11 protein-coding genes and 2 pseudogenes are annotated in these 22,889 nt (G+C 54.7%); 3 read left to right on the top strand and 10 right to left on the bottom strand.

What is annotated here, in order from left to right; all coding sequences use genetic code 11:
• Positions 1–251 precede the first annotated feature (251 nt).
• The 3 genes and pseudogenes from P5704_000280 (at position 252) to P5704_000270 (ending at position 3,082) form a co-directional block, all read left to right on the top strand.
• Positions 252–764: pseudogene (locus tag P5704_000280) on the top strand (IS5-like element ISPa16 family transposase).
• Between the two features lie 519 nt (positions 765–1,283).
• Positions 1,284–2,552 carry a group II intron reverse transcriptase/maturase gene (gene ltrA, locus P5704_000275; protein ID WOF78988.1) on the top strand — a complete coding sequence of 423 codons (1,269 nt, stop codon included), beginning with the start codon at positions 1,284–1,286 and terminating at the stop codon, positions 2,550–2,552.
• A 59-nt stretch (positions 2,553–2,611) separates the two neighbouring features.
• A pseudogene (locus P5704_000270) lies at positions 2,612–3,082 on the top strand (IS5 family transposase).
• A 213-nt stretch (positions 3,083–3,295) separates the two neighbouring features.
• Here P5704_000270 and P5704_000265 read toward each other — a convergent pair.
• The 10 genes from P5704_000265 to P5704_000220 all read right to left on the bottom strand — a co-directional run bounded on the left by P5704_000265 (position 3,296) and on the right by P5704_000220 (position 22,775).
• Positions 3,296–5,707: a DUF262 domain-containing protein gene (locus P5704_000265; GenBank protein ID WOF78987.1), complete on the bottom strand. Its 2,412-nt coding sequence runs from the start codon at positions 5,705–5,707 to the stop codon at positions 3,296–3,298.
• Positions 5,704–7,500 (bottom strand): DUF262 domain-containing protein, encoded by a 1,797-nt coding sequence (locus P5704_000260; GenBank protein ID WOF78986.1) that lies wholly within the window; start codon positions 7,498–7,500, stop codon positions 5,704–5,706. Before P5704_000260 ends, P5704_000265 begins: the two co-directional genes overlap by 4 nt.
• Before the next feature lie 273 nt (positions 7,501–7,773).
• Complete coding sequence (locus P5704_000255; GenBank protein ID WOF78985.1) at positions 7,774–9,957, bottom strand: helicase-related protein; 2,184 nt, start codon at positions 9,955–9,957, stop codon at positions 7,774–7,776.
• The gene (locus tag P5704_000250) at positions 9,954–11,570 is read right to left on the bottom strand and encodes a dsDNA nuclease domain-containing protein (protein WOF78984.1); all 1,617 of its coding nucleotides are present in this window, start codon (positions 11,568–11,570) and stop codon (positions 9,954–9,956) included. The genes P5704_000255 and P5704_000250 overlap by 4 nt, the downstream gene beginning before the upstream one ends.
• A gap of 154 nt (positions 11,571–11,724) precedes the next feature.
• Positions 11,725–13,776 carry a protease Lon-related BREX system protein BrxL gene (brxL, locus tag P5704_000245; protein ID WOF78983.1) on the bottom strand — a complete coding sequence of 684 codons (2,052 nt, stop codon included), beginning with the start codon at positions 13,774–13,776 and terminating at the stop codon, positions 11,725–11,727.
• The gene (pglZ, locus tag P5704_000240) at positions 13,773–16,094 is read right to left on the bottom strand and encodes a BREX-1 system phosphatase PglZ type B (protein WOF78982.1); all 2,322 of its coding nucleotides are present in this window, start codon (positions 16,092–16,094) and stop codon (positions 13,773–13,775) included. Before pglZ ends, brxL begins: the two co-directional genes overlap by 4 nt.
• A 125-nt stretch (positions 16,095–16,219) precedes the next feature.
• A complete protein-coding gene (locus tag P5704_000235) occupies positions 16,220–17,191 on the bottom strand; it encodes a hypothetical protein (GenBank protein WOF78981.1) in 972 nt (323 codons plus the stop codon).
• On the bottom strand, positions 17,188–18,864 hold the full coding sequence (locus P5704_000230) for a hypothetical protein (GenBank protein WOF78980.1): 1,677 nt from the start codon (positions 18,862–18,864) through the stop codon (positions 17,188–17,190). The genes P5704_000235 and P5704_000230 overlap by 4 nt, the downstream gene beginning before the upstream one ends.
• An 8-nt stretch (positions 18,865–18,872) precedes the next feature.
• Complete coding sequence (locus P5704_000225) at positions 18,873–19,385, bottom strand: SMI1/KNR4 family protein (GenBank protein ID WOF78979.1); 513 nt, start codon at positions 19,383–19,385, stop codon at positions 18,873–18,875.
• 57 nt (positions 19,386–19,442) lie between these two features.
• Positions 19,443–22,775 (bottom strand): N-6 DNA methylase, encoded by a 3,333-nt coding sequence (locus P5704_000220; protein ID WOF78978.1) that lies wholly within the window; start codon positions 22,773–22,775, stop codon positions 19,443–19,445.
• Positions 22,776–22,889: the final 114 nt, after the last annotated feature.

Here is a 22,889-nt window from a genome sequence, read left to right as displayed (position 1 = left end):
TCCGACCGGCCGGCTGCCGCTGAACCTACTTTTTCAACAGAATCGGCCGAAAGCAGTCATCGAGTGCCTAAGAAACTCGAAACGATTCAGGCCGCCAAAACCTGTGGCGGCAAAACGAAATAGTATCGGAGTTGTGGATAACAGCATGACATCAGCGGCTAACGATGACCTTGATTTCCGATCTAGGGAAGGTCTGAAAAAGACTTCCCGAATCTGGTGAAATACGCCGATCCCGCCAGCCGAGTTTTTCCATGAAGCAGATGACCTTCGCCGACGCCGAGTACGCCGGCAAGCGCAAGCAGACCCGTAAGGAATTGTTCCTGATCGAGATGGATCAGGTTGTGCCGTGGAAGGGATTGATTGCCCTGATCGAGCCACACTACCCAAAGGGTGAAGGTGGTCGTCCAGCCTATCCGCTGATGGCCATGTTACGTATCCATCTGATGCAGAACTGGTTCGGCTACAGCGACCCGGCCATGGAAGAAGCGCTCTACGAGACGACCATCCTGCGTCAGTTCGCCGGGCTGAGCCTGGAGCGCATTCCCGACGAAACCACCATCCTCAACTTCCGTCGCTTGCTGGAGAAACATGAGCTGGCAGCCGGCATCCTCGGCGTAATCAATGGCTACCTGGGGGATCGCGGCCTGTCGCTGCGCCAGGGCACTATCGTCGATGCCACACTGATCCACGCGCCCAGCTCGACCAAGAACCAGGACGGCAAGCGTGACCCGGAAATGCACCAGAGCAAGAAGGGCAACCAGTATTGTGTGTCACGAACACAGGTCAGATGACCTGTGCTGCTGTGCCGAAGATGGAAGTAGGCCTTCCGAAGTCGGCTTGCAGGAGCGGACTTCAAACCACCCGGTGCTGCTGCATCCAAAAGGTGTGGTGGTGAGCGACCGAGGAAAAGTCATCCCTGAGGATGGCAGGTGAGTATGGAGAAGATGAGCGAAAGCAAACCGTCCGATGACGCATCGTTATGCCCAAGGTGCTGCCGAAACTGAGGTGGAGTACTGGCTTCAGGACAAGTCGGGGCGTTACCTGCTTACGGACCCGATGGCAGCCGGTGTATAGGCGGCATGATCTTCATACAGGCTTTGGTACGGAACGTGAGAACCTTGTTCCAGATGCGAAGGAAAATGACAAATGGCCAACACCATGAGGAAGAATACCGATGCTGGAACGAGGGGCGGAGCCTCCCGTAGTAGCGATGAAGCCTCTGTAATGGAGGTGGAGCGAAGGGGCGGCGTTATCCGGCCGACGAGCGTTGCCAACCTCCGGGGATGAGTGGCGTGAGCTCGGCGAAACCTTATGACATAGCGAAACGCACGGTATGGGACGCCTACCAGCAGGTCAGGGCCAACCGCGGTGCTGCCGGCATCGACGATGAAACCATCGCCGATTTCGAGCGGGATCTGTCTAAGAATCTCTACAAGCTGTGGAATCGGATGTCGTCGGGGTCGTACTTCCCGCCTCCGGTCAAGCAAGTAGAAATTCCCAAGGCATCGGGAGGCACGCGCAAGCTGGGAGTGCCCACGGTTGGTGATCGTGTCGCGCAAACCGTGGTCAAGCTTCTCATCGAGCCGGAGCTGGACTCGATCTTCCACTCGGACTCCTATGGGTACCGGCCGGGACGATCAGCGAAGCAGGCGGTGGCGATCACGCGTGAGCGCTGCTGGCGATACGACTGGGTGGTGGAGTTTGATATCAAGGCAGCCTTCGATCAGATCAATCATGGATTGCTGATGAAGGCGGTGCGCCTGCACATCAAGGAGGACTGGATACTTCTGTACATCGAGCGGTGGCTGGTTGCGCCGTTCGAAACGGATGACGGCATGCGCGTCCCACGCGAACGCGGCACCCCGCAAGGTGGAGTGATCAGTCCCCTCCTGATGAATCTGTTCATGCACTATGCCTTCGACACCTGGATGCAACGTACCAGCCCCAACTGCCCGTTTGCCCGCTACGCCGATGATGCGGTGGTGCACTGCCGCAGTCGAAAGCAAGCGGAGTACGTGATGCGCTCCATTGCTTCACGGCTGGCTGCCTGTGGCTTGACGATGCACCCCGAGAAATCGAAGGTCGTGTACTGCAAGGACAGTAACCGTCGCGCAGGTTATCCGCATGTGAGCTTTACCTTCCTCGGCTTCACCTTTAGGCCGAGGAAGGCGCTCAGCAAACAAGACCAGCTCTTCACGAGCTTCCTTCCGGGAGCGAGTGCGGATGCCTTAAAGCGGATGCGGCAAGCGGTACGCAGGTGGCGACTCAATCGCCAAACCCACGTGACGCTGGTCGACGTGGCTCGGCTCTACAATCCAGTGATACAGGGGTGGTGGCAATACTATGGCTCGTTCTATCGGACAGCCATGCTTGGCATCTTCCAGCACATTGACCGCGCGCTTGAACGCTGGGCCCGACGAAAATACAAGGCCCTTCATAGGCGCAAGCGGCGCATTAGCCAATGGCTGGACAAGATGCGGACTGTGGTACCCCGGCTGTTTCATCACTGGCGAGTGACCGGGCAGCAAGGTTGGATAACGGGAGCCGTATGACGCGAGAGTGTCACGTACGGTTCTGCGAGCGGCTGCGGGGGCAGTTCCCGCGGCCGACTCACCACTTTGGCATGAAGGCGCACATCGGTGTGGATGACGAGTCGGGGCTGGTGCACAGCGTGGTCGGCACGGCGGCAAACGTGGCGGATGTCACCCAGGTCGACAAACTGCTGCATGGTGAAGAGAACGTCGTCTGCGCCGATGCCGGCTACACTGGCGTCGAAAAGCGCCCCGAACATGCTGGCCGCGAAGTGATCTGGCAGGTCGCAGCACGCCGCAGCACCTACAAGAAGCTCGATAAACGCAGCGCCCTGTACAAAGCCAAGCGCAAGATCGAGAAGGCCAAGGCACAAGTGCGAGCGAAGGTCGAGCACCCGTTTCGAGTGATCAAGCGCCAGTTCGGTTACGTGAAGGTGCGCTTCCGTGGCCTGGCCAAGAACACCGCTCAGCTGGTGACGCTGTTCGCGCTGTCGAACCTATGGATGGCGCGCCGACATTTGCTGACTACCGCAGGAGAGGTACGCCTGTAATGCGGAAAATGGCTGCTGCGAGGTGCCCGCGGCGGCCAAAAACGGAGAACTGAGCGGGTTACCTGGTCGATTTTGATCGACGGCCCGCTTTCAAAAGCAGCGAGGGCTGAAGTCGACCGGAAATACAGGGTTACTTCAGACCTTCCCTAGCGGGATAAAAGGCACGTAGGCCATCGCGAACGAATCCGCTAGGCCCACGTCCCCAACAAGATCTCACAAACCATCAGCCATACGCTCCTCCAAAGCCTTAATATTCCGGGCTATGGCGCGGAGGGTTGTGTGAATGCGACCGCGTGCAACGTCTAGTGTGATCTGTTCCTTGTGCACGTCAAACTTGAATTTATCGACCAACAAGTCTTCCACATTAGGCAAGGGTTTCAGTAGTTTTCGAGATACTTGAATCCTAAAAAGCCCTAAAGTTGAAAAGACGGCGATACTCAAGCTGCGGCTCAGGAATGAGAGAGCCAAGCTCACGTACGGTTCGTACTCCGAGCCACTGACTGATTGGTACTCCTGGAGCCTCAGCGGTAAGAGCTTCTTCTGCAGCTGCTCCGCTTTAAGCTCCGCGTGCAAGTGAAAGCTGAACAACTCAGCGTGCATCCCGCTCATGCGACTCTTCTTGAGCAGGTAGATCTCATCGTTATTCCACCGTAACGCGTGCTCACCACAGTAGCGGAACACGTCGGGCGTATTCACCATGATTTGACGCCAGGGCTCAAGGTCTTCAGCGATGGCAATCAAGTTGTCCAACTGTTCATCAAGCGGGATGTCCAGATTGATCTGATCCAACAATCTTTGCAAAATCGCTCGAGCATGATGCGCATTTTCCCAGGTGCTGCCACGTAACAACCGCTTCCAACTTGCCTGTTCCGACGCTGAGTTAACCAAGAACGAGTAGTTGGATCCACTGCGCAAAAAGTAGTCCCCTAGTGATAATAAAGCCCGCTCCCAGCGGTACTCCGTCAAGCTGTTCAATCCGCGCGCATTGAACATTACTTCCGCCTTTTCGAGGTATCCGGAAAAGCGTTGTTGTAGCGCAAGGTGGTCGCTAGATCGCCAGTGTGACAAGCCGGTTTTGCATTGATCGGTGGAGGCGCCGCTGAACTCCAGCAAGAACTCAATCTGCCCCTTGAAGTAGCCATGTTTTTCAGCGCGCTCGATTAGCTCGCGCCAACCACAGTGCCGCAGCAACAACTTGGCCTTTATCTGCTCTTCACCGACCTGCTGTAGGTTAAAACCTGGGGTGGGCTTTTCGTTACTGGCGAAGTAGGTGAGGATATCTCCGGCGTGCGGCAGCAACCCCTGTACTGCCAGCAAACTGCGCTGCATATCGGCGGGGCGTTCGTAGCTGGAGTTGACTGACAGGTTGTAAATCACCCGCATCCATTCCAGTAGTGCTTGCCGCTCGGGCTGCTCAGCAGTAGCACGTAGGAACGCGACGAATGCAAAAAGCTGCACAAGATCGGTATAGGACAGACTCGCAGGATCGCTGACCAAACGTTGGAATATGTTCGCTTCGTTAAAGTATGGGTTGCCCGGCAATAGCGGCGTGAACTGGTTGCCCTGACCACTCCAGGTTTCCAGCAGCAACATCAGGGTTGCAGAGAAGTCCCGCTCCAGCCAGCTTCCTTTTTGATAAAGGGCATAGGCTGACTTCAATGGTTTAGTCCTAAATGTACTGACATCCTCTAGGTAGCTGGATTGCTCCGGATCCCGGCAAAGGAAAGCTACGGTATGGAAGAAATTCATGATCGCATCGTCGTAAAGGTGGGTTTCCTTGTCGCGATACGCCCAGAAGAAATCGGCCCAACTGGTATCCATGCGACGAGCGAAGTAATCGGCGATTGAGAAGGTTTGACGGCCGATAATTCTGGTCTCATCGGCGAACTGACTCTTCAGTTCATGTTCATAGCGGGCCTTAAATGTCTCGAACGCAGTCAGCGGTTTACCACGGGCGTTCATCTTGATGTACAGGTCATCGGACAGCCCAAAATGGTCGAGGTCCAGCAACTGGAAGGTGATCACAGGTTGTTTTTCATCCATCAACCGGGCATACGCACCCATGATGTTGGCGAATCGTTTATGAATTGCCTCCAACATAATCAGGCATGATTGAATGGTTGGGTCCAAGCGCCAGTAACGAAAATACCAAGCCTGGTTGGTTATCAGCTTGATCAATGAAGCTCCGTCAGCGGCCCCACGCGACGGCCAGAAGTTCACCAGTGCATCGAAGAACTCGGCACTGCTCGATCGTACTCGGTAAGAAAACCGAGAGCCTTCTCCTTCGCAGAACACCTCCTGAAACTCAGCCTGGCAGCCGTCGCGCCAGGCCAGGTACCAATGCAGTAGGAACAGGGTGGTTAGCCGCTGCTGGCCATCGAGTGGTAGGAAACGGACCGGGCCGTCAATATCGACGCTACCGTAAATGAAGTCCAGGTTTAGTGGCAGAGCGGTGTCATTGGGTAACAACTCAAATGCCTGCTGCAGAGTCCCAAGAAACTCCTCGCGTACATCCTCTGCCGCCGGGCGGCCCTGGGCATAATCGCGCTGGATCATCGGGATTTGAATGCGCTGGTGGCGACTCATCAGCTGTTTCAGGGTGATCTGGCTGCCAGACTCGCTCATTGGGTAATCTCCTGGGCTGCACTGAAGAAGCCCACTAGGGATCGGGTGAGTTCGGCTTGGTAGGCCTCACGATCATCTTTGCTCCAGAACATCACGTTGTCGGCCTGCGGGCTGTAACATTTGAGGAACACATTGCGAGTGCAAAGCGGCACGAAGATCCCCGACTGGTCGAGGTCAAGCAGAGCCTTGCGCTTGACGGCGAACACAGCGTTCTTGTAGCTGCGGTTGGTTCTTTTATCCAGCAGAGTCAGGTTGCAGATGCCATGGTCGGTCGGCGCCTCGTCGTTCTCTTGGAAGAAGGCCAACAATTTTTTGTACAGCGCTTCGAAGGCCTCATCTGAATGATCTTTCTTTGATCTTTCGATAAAAGAATGAATGCTCTTCAACAGTTGCCTGATCTGCTTCACCTTGTCTTCCTGTTTCTGGGCTTCCAAGTAGCCCGCACACAGGTTCAACCAGTGCACTTGGTCATGCAGGCGCATCGGGCGGCTGGAGGCAATCGAGCGTACATGTTCAATGTCCCACTCCCCGGACTTGAAACTGTCGAACTGGAAGCGCAGGTTGGAGCGAGGGCTCCCCAGAAGAGTCGCCAGATTGAACAGCAATAACAGCGAGCGAATGCTTGGTGAATGACGGCCATATTCCAGTTCGGCGAGACGTTCGCTGACACACAGGAGAAGCGCCTCAGGTGACAGTGCGTCGATGTCTTCGTCACCGATGGTGCGTATAAAAACCTCTTTGCGAAGCTTACGTTCAAAATCACTCTTGGTGGTATGAAGCGAAAGTTCGCAGATTTTTGCGACATCCATGCCCTGACTAATCAGGAATCCAACGATGTGGTAAAGCGTGCGATCCTCAAACCACTCCTCGAGCATCATGAAGGTCTGCTTGATGCGTAACCATTCATTCGAGGTAGCGCAGGAAACTTTAAGTTTCCTGCTATAGGCATGGAATACGCTATGCTCGCCCTGGTCTATTCCGTCACTCTGTCCATCGGACTTGGCCACCAACTCAAATAGCAGGCCGATCCGGTTCTGCGGGCGGCCCTGCTGGTTGCTGAGGAAGTACCAGAATTCGTCTGCTTGCAGGGCCTTCTCCAGTTGATCCCATTCGTGGGCGATCTTCAGTTGCCTGAGAGCGCTGCCTGAATCGCTAGCATCCTCATACTTGAGGAACAGAGCGCGGATTAGCTCGTCATCGGTCAGGGGAATCTTGCCTACGTTGAGTCGAGTGAAGGCATCAACAGCGTTGTCTTTGGCAGCCAACTCGAACCAGATTACCCGGGTCTTGTTCAACAGCGTCGACTTAATTTCATCTACTTCATGAGCGTGCTTGCTGAACCAACTCTCGATGGTTTTGATTGCATTGAACAAGTGGAAGTAGTCGACATTGCTTTCAGCAAGAGATTCACTTGGTCCATCAAGAAATGCCAGTAAGTGCGGCCGGGTTTCGTAGTCCAGCGTGAATAGCGGCTGGCGGTACTTTTCCGCCAGCCGCTCATTGAAATGACGAAGAATCAGCAGCAGTGTGGTCAACCGTTGCTGGCCATCGACAACCTCAAATAGGCCGTATTCAGATATCTTGATAACCAGTGGTTGGAGACAGTAGAAATCGTCCGGCTGCGGGTTGCGGCGGCGGATGAATTCGCGGATGTCGTCCAGCAACTGGGTCACCTGCAGGGGTTTCCAGCGATAGCCGCGTTGGTAGGCTGGAATCCAGAATTTTGCCGGGTTGCCCTGCTTGTCAGTGAGCAGTTCATGTATCGGTTTAAGGTATAGATCGGAACTATTCATTCGAATCCTTTCGGGGCGGGACGACGCAATGCGGTAGCGCTATCAAGGCAGTTGGCCATCATTATGCTATCCGACAATGGCTTCTGCATATGAGGGACGGTCAGCCACCTCGAACCGTTTACGCACGAAATGGGGAAAATATATTTTCTCTGCCCTAAACGTCCGTTTTTGGGCCGAAAGCGGACGGATGCTGCCGGGAATAACTCAGTTCCTTTTCCCCACTGGCTGGTTCTTCAGAGCTCAACAAGCCATTGCAGGAATTCGGGGGCGATGTTATCCAATACCGAGCGCGCGCCTGATAAACGTTAAATCCACGTACCCAATCGATTGACTCCAGACGTCCTGTGTATCCCGAAGATACTGGCTTAACTGATCCACATCAGCCTCAGTGGGAAATTCCAGCAAGTCTGCCAAGCGGTGTAACGTCTGAATGGGAATCCCGATCTCCTCCAGGGCATTGACGCCTGCTGGTAGGTGGAAGCTTTCGAACGCCATTTTGACGTGCGTGTAATCAATCTTGCTGCGGATACTTCGCTTCAACGCTTGGTGCTTGACAACATCCTCCATCAAGCTGAGCAGCTTGGGTAGCGTGTAACCGAAGGTATTGGTAATGATCTTCAAATCATTGTTGAGGGCGCCAGAAAGCGTGCGCTTCTCCCCTTCTGTCACCCATTGCCGCGCGTAATCAATCTGGCTTTTCAGGTAATCCGAATAGCTCGACGCGTTGAGGTAGCCAGCGAGCTTGGCGACCATAACGTCCGTTGGTTTAATTGTGACTCCGTTGCGAGTGAACGTTTGGGGCACCAGCCTGGCGATAATCTTTGCGAAGGTCTTGAGGAAATTTGTCGCAGGGGCCCAGTGAAACACCAGCGTGGCGAATTCAGAGTCGTCCATCATCTCGACCATGCTTTGCAGCTCTTCGAACTGCTCAACGCGGAAGTACGAATGCTTCTTCACTAGGTCAATAGAGACCCGATCGCTCGTGAAGATTTCATCGAAGCGACCCTGAGAAAACTCAGACAGATGGTCTGGCTGAACGCTCGCTAGGAGATTAATCGGAGTTTCGACGTCTTGAATACCGAGCGGTATCTCCACCTCTTGATTGAGATTGTCCTCCGGAATTTCCTCCAGACAGAAGATTTTTCCCACAAAGTGAACGCCCATTCGCCCGGCGCGTCCCTTGATATTTCCGTGGGTAAATTTGTCGATACTGCGAGTGCCATCACGGTTGTCGTAGATCACGACATTCTTCGCGACGGTATTGACGCCTTCGATGATAGTGGAGGTGCAAAGCAAGAAGCGCAGGTTTCCCGCATTGAACTGGTCCACGGTGTATTGCTGAAGCGCCCTCGGCAGCGCACCAAAATGCAACCCAATGCCGTGTTTTAGGGCAATGGTGTAATCCCAATCGGCATCGAATTCTTCGCTCACCCAATCGATATGAGGACTCTCAGTCGGCGTGCCATGTCCGAGCCTTATCAACTCGCGTGCCACAAGCCCGGCCACAGTTGGCGACTTGCAGTAGATGATCGTAGCGCCGACACATGCGCGCGCAATCTCTGCCAGCGCACTGAGTTTCGCTTCATCCTCGTTCGCTTTGATACCAAAGGTCTGGACATCAAGTGCGACCGTGTTGAAGTCGGTGGAAATGAAAGTGTGTGCATAACCAAGTTTTTCTAGACCGCGAATGCTATTGACGAACGGCCCAGTCAGGTAGAACTGCTTGGAGACTTTCAGCAGCTTGCTCAGCGCGATATTGAGCTCAATAACTCGCTCATCCTTGTAATCCACTGTGCCATTTTTTAACTCTCGGAATGCCAGCTTGTAAAACTCGTCGATGACGAAGAGGTCGATATCGGCAATGTCGTTTCGCTCGTTCACTCGCTCCTGCGTCAGGACGTAGACGACCCTATCGGAATGGCACTCTTGCGAGCTGTGGTGAATGATCTGGTAATGCTCGCCGAACCGCACCTGCAAGCGGCGACGAGTTTCGTCGGCAAGCGCCACGGTCGGAACAACCAAGACGAGCCGCTTTAAGTCACCCAGGCCGAGCAGCGAGTCCACGATGGCGCTTTTTCCCATGCTTGTAGGCGCGCTGAGCACCACATTCTGACCAGCCTTAAGCAGATCGAATATATGGAATTGCATCGAGTGAAAAACGTAACTGTCCGAGAACGGTGTGCGGTACAAATCCAGAACCCTCAGCTCTTCCGGCGTTAGGTCGGAGAACTCCTTTTTCAGGTACGGGAACAGGCCTGCTTTTCTCACCATATTTTTCAGGAGGATAACGTGGTCAGAGAAGCGATCGCGCGCATCCAGGGCACGTACGATTAAGTCTCGGCCCAGGTCGTACGACACAGGGTTGGACAGCAACGTATTGATCGCGGACAGATACCTGAACGACGAGAAATCTTCGCTGTACAGGCTGTGCTTCGCCTGGTCATACACCTGCGTCATACCACCGCCCTTACTTTGTCCTCGACCAATTTGGTTAGCCGCTCAAGGCTAGGAGCGGGGTAGAGAAATACGTGGACGCACAGATCCGCGAAGGGAGATTGCTCCGTGAGGTCGGCTGCGAATTGCTCAAATAGCGCTGCCGTTTCCCCCTCTAATTCATCTTCGTGACCCAGCGTTTCAGGGTCGGTGAGCAGGTGAGAGTCATAGCCCACAAATAGGACGAAAGTGAAGCGATCAAGGTGGGCATCAAAGGGCCGGCTGCCATCTAGGATTTCGTCGATATCGTGGCGAAGCAGGTAGTCGTCGTCTTTGACGTCGAGGATCTTGCTGCGCGCAGAATCGAAGCAGTCCGAGATATCCTCGTACAGCCGATCCCGTATCTCCAGCAACCGGACAGCGACGTCAATATCAGTCACCAACTCGCTGAAGCCAATCCAAAGTTGATCACCTTCTGGATCGCGGCGAACGATATGCACGTTTTCAAGAATTTTCTCTGCCCCTGATCTTTCCACGTGCAGCATGCAGGGTATGGGCTGGCTTTCATGGTGCTGGCGGATAGTGGCGTGCAATAGCACCCGGCCCAAAAACGCCCCGACATCGCAGAGCGATTTGAAGACGGACGTTCGCAGCCGCTCGCGCTTTTCCACGAGCGTCAACTTGTGGATATCGGCCATTTCTTTAGGCCGAAGAAAGACCTCATCCAACCATTGGCAGACGTTGTCCACTATGTGTCTGTAGCGGTATCGTTTAAGCGAATACTGCTGATGTAGAACCTGCCCCTTACGCTTAGCGCAGACCGAAGCCATAGGCGCTCCGAATGGCATAAGGATGTGCGGCAAGTCCCGCCTGACGTAGATCTTTCGGCCTGAGCGAGACTGGTCATCCTCGACGCGCAACTTGAACCAGTCAAAGAGATCAGTCCGTGTGTAGGACTTGTCATCAACACTGTGGATCCGTCGTGAATGCTCGCCCTTGCGCGTCACGGTATCGAGGATACGGAGCCATATGTCTTCGGCGACGGTTTCGGAACTGAGAATAACGCCGTGCAGATCCTGGGAGGCCATCCGTATGTTTTTGATCCCCAGAAGTTCCAGTTCGCGCACGGTGTGGTAGACCTGCCAGGTTGCAGCGTCGACCCAGTCGGCGACGGTCACGCCTGACGGAGTCTGGTAGCCCGCCGTGCGCTTATTGAGGTCGTCGATCAGTTCCTGCCGTCCTGACTTGCCTGCCCTGGCTGTTGAGCTGATCGTCAGGTACTCTAAGGTTTTGTTCACCTTATCTTCGGTGACGATCGAATACCTTCGGGACAGACCGGGGCTGGACTTGCACTGCATCGACTTGTGCAATATTGAGCTGCAAGGGATTGTTTTTTTATCGGCTCCCTTGGAATTCAGGACGATGTCGGAAATATTCCAGCGCGTTTTCTCGGTACTTTTCACCTGCACGAAGTCGACGTACCCGTCAGATACGATGTCGATATCGTCTGTGACCTCGCAGCGAACACTGCGGATAGTCTTATCACGAAGCATTCGGGTTACATGGTAAGCGGCTACACAGTCTTGGAATAGGAAACCGTGCTTGGCGGCAACACCGCCCGAATCATTTGATTCCATCTCGACGTCCGTGACAATTTGCCAAGAATCTAGGGGATTCCGACGCCATAGTCCATGCAATGGCGGCATTTTGCCATCTGAATGCCAGGAGGCAGAGCTTTGGAATGGCCGATTTCGGCGGCTCCAGGAGCGGATTGCAGTTATTGAGTTGAATCTACTCAACAATCGCCTTTAAAAACGCGTCCCTAGCATCCTGATAAAACTGAATGTCGATCTTCGTCGCCATGTCATCAGACAGGTCATAGAGCTGGCGGCGGCAGGTGACCGGCATCAGCAGCGCACTAGCCCCCTTCTCCACCGCCAATTCGGCGATGCTCACCGGGTTAAGCACCGGCTCGATGGACCCACCCAGGTTGATCTCACCCACCACAATCAAGCCGCCCCGAACAGACTTCTTCAGCAGACTGCTACACATCGCAATCAGAGCGGCGACACCGAGCTTGGAGCCGCGCTTGGCGGCGTCGAAAGCGCGCAGCTGGACGGTGAACTCATGTGCGCGAGGATCCCGATCACCAATCAGCTGGGAGGCACGAGCGTAAAGATTTTGCTCGGCGTAACGCACCGACTCCTTGAAGGCTGGCGGCACTGGATTGTTGAGGATCTTCACTCCAGAACCTGGCCCTTCGTTAACCTCAATCCGGTAAAGCCCCGCGTTATCATCGATTTCTGCTCCACCCTCGCTGATTGTCCAGATCTGGCCAGGCTCGAGGGGGTCGTCACCAATCTCGTTATCCGCACGCAGCTCAGGGGTTGCAACGAACTTCTCGATGCCGTCATCACCGATGAAGTAGCTGAAGTGGGTGTTTCGAAACTCAGCAGAGCCGATACGCTTCTGCTGCTCTTTAACCCGGCGACGCACCTCCAGAGCGAGGCGCGTTGCCCACTCCAGGTCTTCATCTGCAACCGTCTGAGATGAGTCGGGATAGAGCAGCTTGAGAAGTCCGGACACCGTCTTGTTCACTGCATTGGTATCTCGGCCGCTCAAAGCGCCGCCCAGATGGACTCGGTTTTGCAGCGCACTGACCCTACTTTCGTAGCGGAGACGGCTCAGGCACTCCGAGAAAAAATCACTCACTAGCCCGAAATGATCGGTGGTCAGCTCTCGATTCATCTTGGGCACATCCCAGCCAGGTAGGAAGCAGTGAATCCGATCCATCCAGGCGGTGTCATCACGCATTTCCTGAGGCAGCGGCCCAAACAGATGCCCCACTCGCTGCTGGTGCTCAACGTCTACATCGAAATTTCCCACGAAAACCAGCGAACCATCGGCACGGATACTCTCCTTGCCGCGGCTGAATTCGCCGGACTCCATATACCCTTTCATGATGTTGATGCCTTCCTTCGAGTCGAAGGAAATGCCGCTGATCTCGTCAAAGCAGACCACGTCGTATTGGCACACCAGACCTCTCTGGCCGCTGGCGTTATTGACGAACATCTTGGCAATGGTGGCCTTGCCGCCAGAGATCAGATGCGCATAGGGGGAGACCTGCTGAAACAGATGGCTCTTACCCGTACCGCGGGGCCCCAACTCAACCAGGTTGTAGTTCCGCTCAACGAACGGAACCATACGAAGCAGGAGCGCATCCTTGGCTCGGGCATCTAACCTCTCAGGTTCAAGGCCGATGGACCTCAGCAGAAAGTCCTTCCACTCCTCACTGCTGAATGTTTTTCGCGCCTCGCCAAGGGTGTCGAGCACGTCGCGCTTCGAAAGCTGAATGGGCCGCAGATCCTGCACGCCAAAAGGATTACCGCGCTCCTCCGCTATCGCGGGATCGTACTCCAACGTGATTTCCGCATAGAAACCACCAGTGAGCAGGCGCTCGTTATCGTCCACTAACTTATCTGCGATACGAACGTTTGTGAGCTGCACGCTGGGCAGACTTGCGAGATAACCGTTGTCTTTCTGGCTAAAGCGCGCACTTACAAGATCAATCAACTTCACCGTGCCGTTCTTGTATGCACGTGCCTTGAACAGCTCCTCCTCGCCGGCCTTGACGGTCCGGGAGGAAAGCTGACGTTCTACGATCTCGATACCCTCTTCGATCTCATCGGGATCGGTGCTGGCGCAGTATCGACCCAACAAAAACTCGACAACATAGGTCGGCACAGGGAATTGCCTGGCAAAGGTTCTGACCAGATCCTTGCGGACGATATATCCCTCAAAGGCTGCCGCAGCTTTCGAGTCAAGAGTATCCAATTCGATCACGCTTCATCTCCAACCAAGGTCGCCTGCTTAGCGAGCACGTTCCCAGCGCTGTCCAGCACTACTACCACAACTGCATCTCCCTCCCGGTCATCGTCCTCCACCGGCAGGCTGCACTTGCCCCCCTTGAGGTTTTTAGTGCGCACAAGCGAGGTTGTCGGATCTGCAGGGCTGCTGCGCAGATCGACAACCAGATCGGTAGCACTGCTTTGCACCTCAACACGACAGGTCAAACCCAACCACTGCACCTTTGTGATAACCGCAGCACTTAGCTTCATCGACGGCGCAGATGTACTGAGCACTTCGATGATCGGCGTCAAACACTCCTGCAGGCTCAAGCCGCCGTGATCATAGTGACGGCCAGCAAGGAAGGCACTGGCTCCAGGTGCAACGGCAATGGTTTGCTCCGGATTCCAGTGCCAATTGACGGTTGGCAGATTGGTTTGAACGGTGCCTTTGATTTCAGCACAGCGGGCCCAGCGCACCTCTGCAAGGTGCTTGGGTAGATCAACTTTAGCCATTGGCTGTGGCGTCAAAAGCCAACCGTGATCCGTGACGATACGGATTTTTCGCCAGCCGGCCTGCAGTAGCTCCTCAATGCGCAGGTATACGTCCTGCAGCAGAGCATCAATCCGGCCTGCCAGACGCAGATTGTCTGTGTGGCCTGCTTCATCGATATTGCCGGTCTGCACCCAGGCCAATCCTTGAGGATCACCATTCTCCTCAGCCCCCAGGACCTGCCAACCGCCCTCCTCCATTAACTTTCGGAAGTAATAAGCGCTCAGCGGCTTGTCTTCACTCTTCAAGCTAGGCTGGAAGTCGGTATCGGTTAGGCGTCCCGTTACCTGCTGATGAATCGGCATGACGGCAGCTTTGGCCGTGGCCGTCACGGAAGGCAGCGCTGCCCAGTTTGACTGCTGTCGAACCTTTCCCAAGCTTTGCAGGCGACCGACCAAACGCTGCGCCACGTCATAGCGCAGCCCATCGACAAAGAAAACGACTTCACTGGAGGTTTGATAGGTGGCAACAGCTTCATTCACGCCGTCGCTCCCGGGATAGCCTTTCGCTCTCACCAGCTGCTGGAAGTTTAGCGCCGTCTCGTGCAGCCAGGGCGTATACAGGCTGTTGAGAATATCCCTCACCAACAATTGCATTGACGGTTCTCGGGCCATCGCCAGGGCCCGGAGTTGAGCATCGTCAACGACCCAATAATGGCTCCGATAATGCTCGGCCATTTCCTCGGGAGAGGTACCGGAAAGACCACTATCTCCAACTGCTTTAGCAATCAGTACCAGCGGTTCAAGCAACTGGGCAATAGGAGCCGAACCCATTTCCGCCCAAACCCATGACCGACGAACGCCATGGTGGACATCAAGATCAATCAGCCCTTTACGCAGCTCGTTGCTACCGCAAGTGGAAAGCGAACGCAACTGCGCCAACAGATCGTTTTCCTGCTGCTGGTTATAGCTCGGATAGGTCGAGACATCTGCTGCCAGATCTGGCTGACAGCGCATCAACACATTGGGCAACCGTGAAAAGGCAGCCGTGTTTTCCGTGAACCGCTCCCAGACACGAGCCCAAGGGCCCAACCGGGCACACAGCTTCTCCGCCGCGACCAGATCCCCATCTTTCTCAGGATGGACCAGAAACTCGCCATGACAGATGCCGACAAAAGCTTCCCAACGCGCTCCCGCCCAACTTGCCTGCACACCCTTGCTATCACACAGCCAGGTCAGCACATCCCGGACGCTGTCTGTGCTTAGAAGCTGGTTGAAGTCACTGGCCTCCAGTCGACGCCCTTGGAGTTGCGAGACGTTGGTATCGAGCAATGGCTCGAGCGCGCGTAGCATCGCAGTTTGGGTCTTCGCGTCCTGGGCTACATCCAGTCCTAGGCCACCAGCGCGGGAAATTAAGAATGCATTGGTCGTCCAGTCTTTGGCGTTCACCTGGCTCCACAGCACGCCCCGATACTGCAACTCGGCCAAGGGCTGCAGTTCCACAGGGCATGCAGTAATCGCCCGCAAATCCTGCCGGCTCACACCCGGCAAATAGATGATCGGGGTCTGGCCAACCGGAAGGGAAATCTCAGGCAACGCATCTGCGATTACACACTTGAGCCATATGGCCGGGCCTTGCCGGTGATCGGGCTTGTAGCTTCCGAGCGAAAAAAGCTCTGGAAGCGCACTTTGGAGTTGACCAAGTACAGGCAACCACTCTCGATCCTTGTCAGGCCAAAGGATCGCTGTAGGTGCAGCCTGGGAACTGGCGTTGTACTGCGCTGCTGCACGTAGACTCGCAGCCAAAGCCTCAATTACGGTCATCGCTTCTCACTCAAATCTTGGGATTGCCGTAGCCGCGCAGATGCTCAGCGGAATCACATGAAGCACTGCCGGTTGCGGCTTCCGGAACTGCCGGAAAACCATCTGCCGGCAATTCCGTACCGCGCTTAAAACACCCCATTCTGCCTTAAGAGGAGCATGGCGAGTGCCAGACCTGCCAGCGCAACTCCAGCCAAGCTGGAGCTTGCCACCACCCACTTCGCCAATTTTGATTGCTGTAGGGCCAGCTCGCCATTGCGCTGCTCAAGCACCCCCACTCGGTGGAAGACAGGAGCGACAAGCTGGCTGATCGATTTTTCTATCTGCTGCGGCATCGCTTCCTCGAAGCGAGCCAAGCGCCCCTGAAGCTCTTGCTGCAGCGCTGAGTGGCTCGCAAGCTGATGCTCATGTCCTTCGATTAACCGAACTAGCTCGTCACCACGTGACTCGAGGGCAGCCACCGCCGAAGACTGGGATGCACCAAGATCTTTACGAACCTGGTTGAGATGCTCCTCGATCGCTACCAGGAGCTGGCGGTTGACCTCCGAAATCCGCTCCTCTGCCGCCTCGACCCTTTGCACACAACCGACCAGGTTGCGCGCTTGTTCGGCAGTAACACCCTTGGCCTCCATCAGCCCTTGATTCGCCTTTTTAATCTCGCCCTGTTGGATCTCAAGCGCCTTCTGCTGATCGAGAATTTCCAGGTTCTGTTGCTTAAGCTGAGCGGCCTGTTCTTCGAGAATTTTTTGCTGGCGAAGCAATATATCCTGCTGATCACATAGGACTTTAGAAATAGCGGTGTTGAAAATTAACAACTGAGATGAATGGCGATTTAGATTAGAAATTGTCGTAGTAAGATCAAGCTGAGCGTCTTTAATCTTATCTTCTGTATTATTCCACCACCTTGACACTGCGTTCTGCGAATCTTTTTCACTGCGAGCAGCCTGCAACTTATCGTTGGCGGCTTTAGTCTGTTGCTGTGCGCCAACAACAGCCCCAACTAGTTCCTTAACGCAACTATTACCAATCAGTGCTTCCGGCAGATCCGCTGTTGATAGTGCGGTAACGATTTGGACTTCTTTACCAGTCAAACTGCTCATTCCGTTGCCTTCTTACCAAAAAAATCGTCTAACAATGCATTGGTTTCGTCGAGGTAGGAAATCATCTCCTTCGTCTCGACCACTTGCGTCTTCGCACTTTCGACAGCTTGCGCAAGGCTGGACGCCACCGCTTGTGATGCGCGCCCAGCCGCGCCCAACAGCTCACCAGTTTTTTCGTAGCTTTTTATCGACTCACCGTATTTCGCGATAGACGAGAGTGACGCTTCGGAAGCTACCACCAAGTCACTCGCCATTTTCTCGGTGAGCTTGGCATCGGTAGCTATAGCATCGAGGAGTTTTTCGTCATAAGCGTACCGGTAACGCGCGAACACGTTATCCAGCTGATACGCCAGAAATGCGGAAAGCAGCCCCGTCATGATGCCAATCAATACCCCGGAGACCGCATCCGCGACGGGAATGAGAAATGGCACGGTCTTTAGAAAGGTCGCCACACTCTCCTGCAGCAGAAAGCCCACACTGGTCACCACAACGGCGGTCAGGACCTTCAATCCTTCCTGCAGTGCCTCACTGGATGTCATGCCTTTAGGTGGGAACATGATCATCTTGAAAGCCTTGACCAGACCCAGCAGCCCCTCGCGGATGATGGTAACGAAGCGCTTGGCCGTAGAGAGAAAGTTGTTGATCAAGAAGGTGATCAGGTTGCTCATAAAGCCACTGACCCCACCCTGAAAGGCTTGGGAAGCAGCTGCGGGGATTTTCTTGACCACAGAGGCTATCACGCGCTGAAGACGCTCTTTGATCTCCTCGAAGAGCGTCTTGCCTGCCTCAACGCCAGCCTTGATCAGTACTTTAAATTCGTTGAAAAGGCCATTGACCAGTTCAGTCAACAGCAACCCAAGCGATTGCCTGAGGCCCATTAGAGCAGCCTGCTTGCCACCAGTTTGTAGCAGTTCTGTTGCTTGTTTCTTTAGAAGAGCGCTATTTGCCGTGTTCTCGGCATGAGCCCTAGCTTTCGAATAGGCCTCATTAACCAGCTTATCGTCTAACCCAAACTCTTCTGCGTTAGTCGTACCATCAGCCCTCTCCCTACCAGCCCACTCCTTGAGATCATGAGCTTTCTTAGAGCCGTTAGCTGGCTTATTCGTCAGAGCCAGATTGTCATCGTGATTCACCATTTCTCGAATGCGAGAAGTATCAACCACCTGCTCACCTGTTGCGGGATCGGTAACAACCTTACCTAGAGCAAGATGATTCTTCGCAGTACTGTGGGTTTCGCCAATCGACACAACATGGTCGAGCTCAGCATTTACCACTTCACCGCTTTTAACTTTAGTTTTCCCATCTGATGAAACAGCTGCGCCAGTGTACTCATCCACACCTAACTTTATTTTATCAGCGCGCTTTTGTTCCCAAGTCTTGCCACCCGCATTCTTGGCTTTTTTTTGTGTGTCTACCTCGTAGAGTGACCTCACATCTTCGTCATACTCAATTTTTGAGTGCGCATGAAGTGTCTTATCTGATTCCGTCGCGACATAGGTGTCGTCATCGCGCGAGAAATTACGTAGCGTCGTAACGTTGCCCCCGTTCTTGTCTTCGAACATGGCCATGGACAGGCCAAAGGGGCCAATGATCTGCCCAAGCACTTGCTGCTGACAGTCAGCAAATAATTTCTGCAGGCGCTCCTCGCGCAGCTCGGTAAGCGTTTTTTCCATATCGCACCTCAGCAGCCGACTTTGGCTTTCACAAACGACTCAAACCACTTGGAGAAACTCGATGCCTTCAAACGCCTGGAGGGCAACTCACCTGAATACTTGATGACTTGGCCAGGTGTGCCCTTTGAGGAAGGCGCAAGATCCAGGCAGAGATGGTCGCCACCACCACTGGAAGTAAACGGCACCCAGCTTGGGCTCCACCACTCAGCAATCACTTCAGGATCCGGCTTTGCGGCTTCTCCGTCGAAATCGCCACCTTTAAGCAGCCGATTCAAGGTCGCCCAGTCCATCAGAATTTTCTCAATTGAGAGAAACTCGTGCCCCTCGAACAACCAGTCAGCTTTGCCCTTTTGCCCATTGTGAATTTTCAGGCAGGCGACAAAAACGGCAGGCAGTTGCGCGCCTATGGTCTTTTCGAGCTCGCGAATCTGGGCATCGGTAGCCGGGGGGTTTAGGTCGGCAATCAGCTCGGGATTGTGAGCGCTTAGGTGGTTTTCCAGTTGCTGCCAGAGCTGCTTCATGTCTCGCCTCCTGCGGTGCATAAGCCCTGCCAGCACAAAGCTGGCAGGGCTGCAGTTTTATTTTTGTGCGTCTTTTTTCTTGGCCAAAGTCAGGTGGTGGTCGTTGATGCGGGCGCCTTCTTTTTCGCCGTACTCAAGGCCCAGGGTGTACCAGGGGGCACTGGGGACGTCGTTGCCGCGATCCTTTTTCCACTCGATGTTGAGCTTGGGCTTTTTGTTGTGGCGCAGGACTTCAGCCGTCATAAAGGGACGGATGTTGACGCGCACACCGTCGTTGAGGTCCGGGTTCCAGCCAATGGGCTGCTGCTCCATTGGCTTCCAGCGTACGAAGATGTCGTAGGGGGCTTCGCCTTCGAGGATGCGAACCAGACGGTCTTTCAGATTCTGGGCGGCGGCCACGCGGACATCTGCACCTTCCACACCCTTACTCACAGCACGCTGCTGGTCGCTGATCCAAGTATCCAGGTAGGTGTAAATCAGCCGCTCCAGGTTGTTGCGGTCGAGCTTGTGATAATTGACCAAAGCACTAAAGCCATCCTTAAGGCCGTCCCAGATCTGCCAGATAAAGGGGCGGTGGTGGAATAGCTTGCAGTGCTGTTCGAAGAACTTGTCTCGCAGCCAGGCGTCGAGACTTTTGGCACCGACCTGGTCCAATAACTGATTACGACGCTGCGGCGTCCAATCCCCACCGAAGGCCGCTTCCAACAAGCCGTCCAGCCGAACATCAGCCGCTTTTTCAGCGCGCAGTGGCGAAAGGCAAACGATACCGTCGTCGTCGGCCAAGGTATTCAGCCTAGCGCTACGATCGATCCAGACTCGTGCCTCATCGGATAGCTCCATCTCGGCGTCCGATTCTGCCGGCCAGTGGTAGCCAAGTAAGCGTGCGACTGCGACCTGCAGCGGCTCGCTAGCGGGCTGCGGATTACCATGAAAAATCCACTGGGTGGGATCGTCTGAGTATGGTTCTGGCAAGCCGTCGGGGTAACGCTCGGCGGCGACTTGCTGCCAATAAGTCAAATCAAACGGCACTTTTACGAGTGCACCATTTGCAACGATGACAGCCTGTTCAAGCTGCCTCACTGCCGAGTTGAATTCAGGGCTAGAACAGAACGACCAGATAGCTGCAAGGTGGCATTCGCTCTTTGGAACAAGAACTGCCAGAGACTTATCGTACCTTTGACCTTGGAAAAGCGATGCTTTTAGATCACGCATCACTGAAACCGAAACACCCCGCTTCCCCCACGCCTGCTGACCACTTTGATCTTGGTTATGAATACGCTCACGATGAAGCGAGTCCATTCCACGAACACGCATCTGAGAAGAGTCCCAAGCAACTAAATGCGATAGCCCTTGAAATGGGCCATGCTCAACTGGCGAACACTGTAAATAACTCCACCCCGAGGGAGCATTTCCAGCCAGTTCCCAAAAATTGCGTCCGAACTTTTCAAAGTCGCCGGTACCAAGCCCAAGGAAGGAACTCGCATGCTCGGACAGCAAAGAACCAAGCTGCACATCCCCAAGAGCAATCCGAGCATCCGGGTTAGCCAGCTGTGTCTTCTGCCCAACAGCTACCAGCTCCTCACTACGCAGAGTTTCCGCTTTTTCCTGCGCATACTTAAAATTACTCGCATCTATACCGTGCAACAGAAAATCTTCCGCAGGCATAGTTTGCGTTTGAGTCAAAAGAATAACGTTTACGACCTCGCCACTGATCGTATCAAAAGCCCCTGAGCCCAAGCGCGCCAAAAGATTCCAGCTCACCTTCTTGAGCAGGTATTCGCGAAGCTTCCTGTAGCTGGTCATGAATAGCCAGTTCTGGGGCATGACAAACTGCACGGTTCCTTCGGCCGTGGTTAATTCCAGACAGCGGTCCAGAAATACGTTAGCCAAATCGTTCTTGGCGAGCTCGTAGTTGCTTTCACAGAAACTCCTGAGAGTTTCGCACTGCTTGCCACGTGCTAAATAGGGTACGTTGGTAATCACTAACTGATAGCGATGCCCGAGTAACTCCGCAGCTCTAGCTAACCCTTGAGCTGTAATAGCCGCCTCCTGCAGGTCGTCCTCACCTGCGTCTCCGACTGTAAGCGCCTTGCTTAAAAGAGGCTGTACCTGGCTCCAATCAGCCGTAAGCAAATCGCCTTTTAGACTGCGGGCCGGATCAATTAGCGAGCCCAGAATCGGCGCATCACGGAAGGTGTCATACAGCCGAGCCATGCCGGCTTTGAGTTCAGGGTTATCGCCAGCCAGCGCCAACCACTGCTCACGCGGCGTCTGAATCCGTTGCCCCACACAAGCAATATTGAGCGTCGGCAAGTTGCGATAACCACCGGCACCGGGATAACGCCAGGCTTCAAGAGCAACGGCAAAAGCAGCCAGCTCGACGCACCGCTGATCCAGCTCCAGGCCGTGGAGGTTCTGGCTGATCACCGCATCAACGGCTTGATCTGCTGACAGGCCTTCGGCCGCCATACGCATCGGCACCAGCATTAACAGGGTGGCGACCAGGAAGTGCCCCGAGCCGCAACACGGATCCAGCATCTTGAACTGCGCCAGATTTTGCGGCCAACCGTCGAAAGTGCCTGCGGCGGGCACCTGGGTATTTTCGGTCGAATCAACTTCGGCAGATGCCGGCACCGTGCGCAGGTAGGTGAGTGGCAGCAAATCACGATGCTGCGGGTAGTGGGTCACCCACCAGGCGCCCAGGCTATTATCCAGCAGGAACTGCACCATGTAGGGTTCAGTGAAGAGTTGGGTCACCGGCGACAGTTCGTCCGCTCCAATCTTCACGCCCGAAGCGTTCACTTCATCCTTTTTCTTGGCCTGCCAGTATTGGTAAACCCAGCCCAAGCTATCGGCCGCCTCGAAGGTGGCCTTGTCCAGGTCAGCAATCAGCTTTTCCAACGCACGTACGTGGTTAAAGGCCAGGGGCACCGCCAAAGCGGGTGAGTCGGCACGAAACACTTGGGGCAGCATGCGTGAGGCCAGCTTGCCCGCCAGCTCCCAGCCATTGGCACAGCCTTCATCCGCTGCCAGCTCCTGGCACTCTTCCAGGGTAAGCGCGGTATGCGGGTCGTACATCAGCAGGTGGTTCTGCTCGAGGAAGCGCGCAAAGAGCATACGGTGCCAATGCTCATAGGCAATCTCCACACAAAGGCGCTGAGTTTCCTGCTGGCCGGTACGGGTATCACGCAGATCCCCGAGCTGACGACCATGGGCACGCAAGCGGTTGCGCAATGCACGCTGCTCGTCATCCAGGTAACTAGCCGCGCTGGCGTCGCCAACACTGAGCCGGGTGAGTGCTTCTTGCGCGGCTTGCTCGGCAATATCTCGCGCCTTGATGACGGTGGTTTCCAGTTGCTTGCGAAGCTTTTTGTCGAGGAACTCGCGCATGGGTACGTCCTTGCCACAGCCAGTGCTGTAGGTATTCAGTCGGCCTGCCCTATCAACCGGCAAGCCACGTAATCATTTATTCGATTTTTTGGGCGCCGCTTAGGTGGGTTACGC

Source organism: Pseudomonas sp. FeN3W, from assembly GCA_030263805.2.
Classification (GTDB): domain Bacteria; phylum Pseudomonadota; class Gammaproteobacteria; order Pseudomonadales; family Pseudomonadaceae; genus Stutzerimonas; species Stutzerimonas stutzeri_G.
The sequence above is the reverse complement of the archived record's forward strand: the minus strand, read 5'-3'. Positions and strand labels throughout refer to the sequence as shown.

Bases quoted from the DNA above. Each gene is read 5' to 3' on its own strand.
- P5704_000255 (WOF78985.1), bottom strand. From the start codon at position 9,957: ATGACGCAGGTGTATGACCAGGCGAAGCACAGCCTGTACAGCGAAGAT.
- P5704_000250 (WOF78984.1), bottom strand. From the start codon at position 11,570: ATGGAATCAAATGATTCGGGCGGTGTTGCCGCCAAGCACGGTTTCCTA.
- pglZ (WOF78982.1), bottom strand. From the start codon at position 16,094: ATGACCGTAATTGAGGCTTTGGCTGCGAGTCTACGTGCAGCAGCGCAG.
- P5704_000225 (WOF78979.1), bottom strand. From the start codon at position 19,385: ATGAAGCAGCTCTGGCAGCAACTGGAAAACCACCTAAGCGCTCACAAT.
- P5704_000230 (WOF78980.1), bottom strand. From the start codon at position 18,864: ATGGAAAAAACGCTTACCGAGCTGCGCGAGGAGCGCCTGCAGAAATTA.
- P5704_000220 (WOF78978.1), bottom strand. From the start codon at position 22,775: ATGCGCGAGTTCCTCGACAAAAAGCTTCGCAAGCAACTGGAAACCACC.
- P5704_000260 (WOF78986.1), bottom strand. From the start codon at position 7,500: ATGAATAGTTCCGATCTATACCTTAAACCGATACATGAACTGCTCACT.
- P5704_000265 (WOF78987.1), bottom strand. From the start codon at position 5,707: ATGAGCGAGTCTGGCAGCCAGATCACCCTGAAACAGCTGATGAGTCGC.
- P5704_000235 (WOF78981.1), bottom strand. From the start codon at position 17,191: ATGAGCAGTTTGACTGGTAAAGAAGTCCAAATCGTTACCGCACTATCA.
- ltrA (WOF78988.1), top strand. From the start codon at position 1,284: ATGAGTGGCGTGAGCTCGGCGAAACCTTATGACATAGCGAAACGCACG.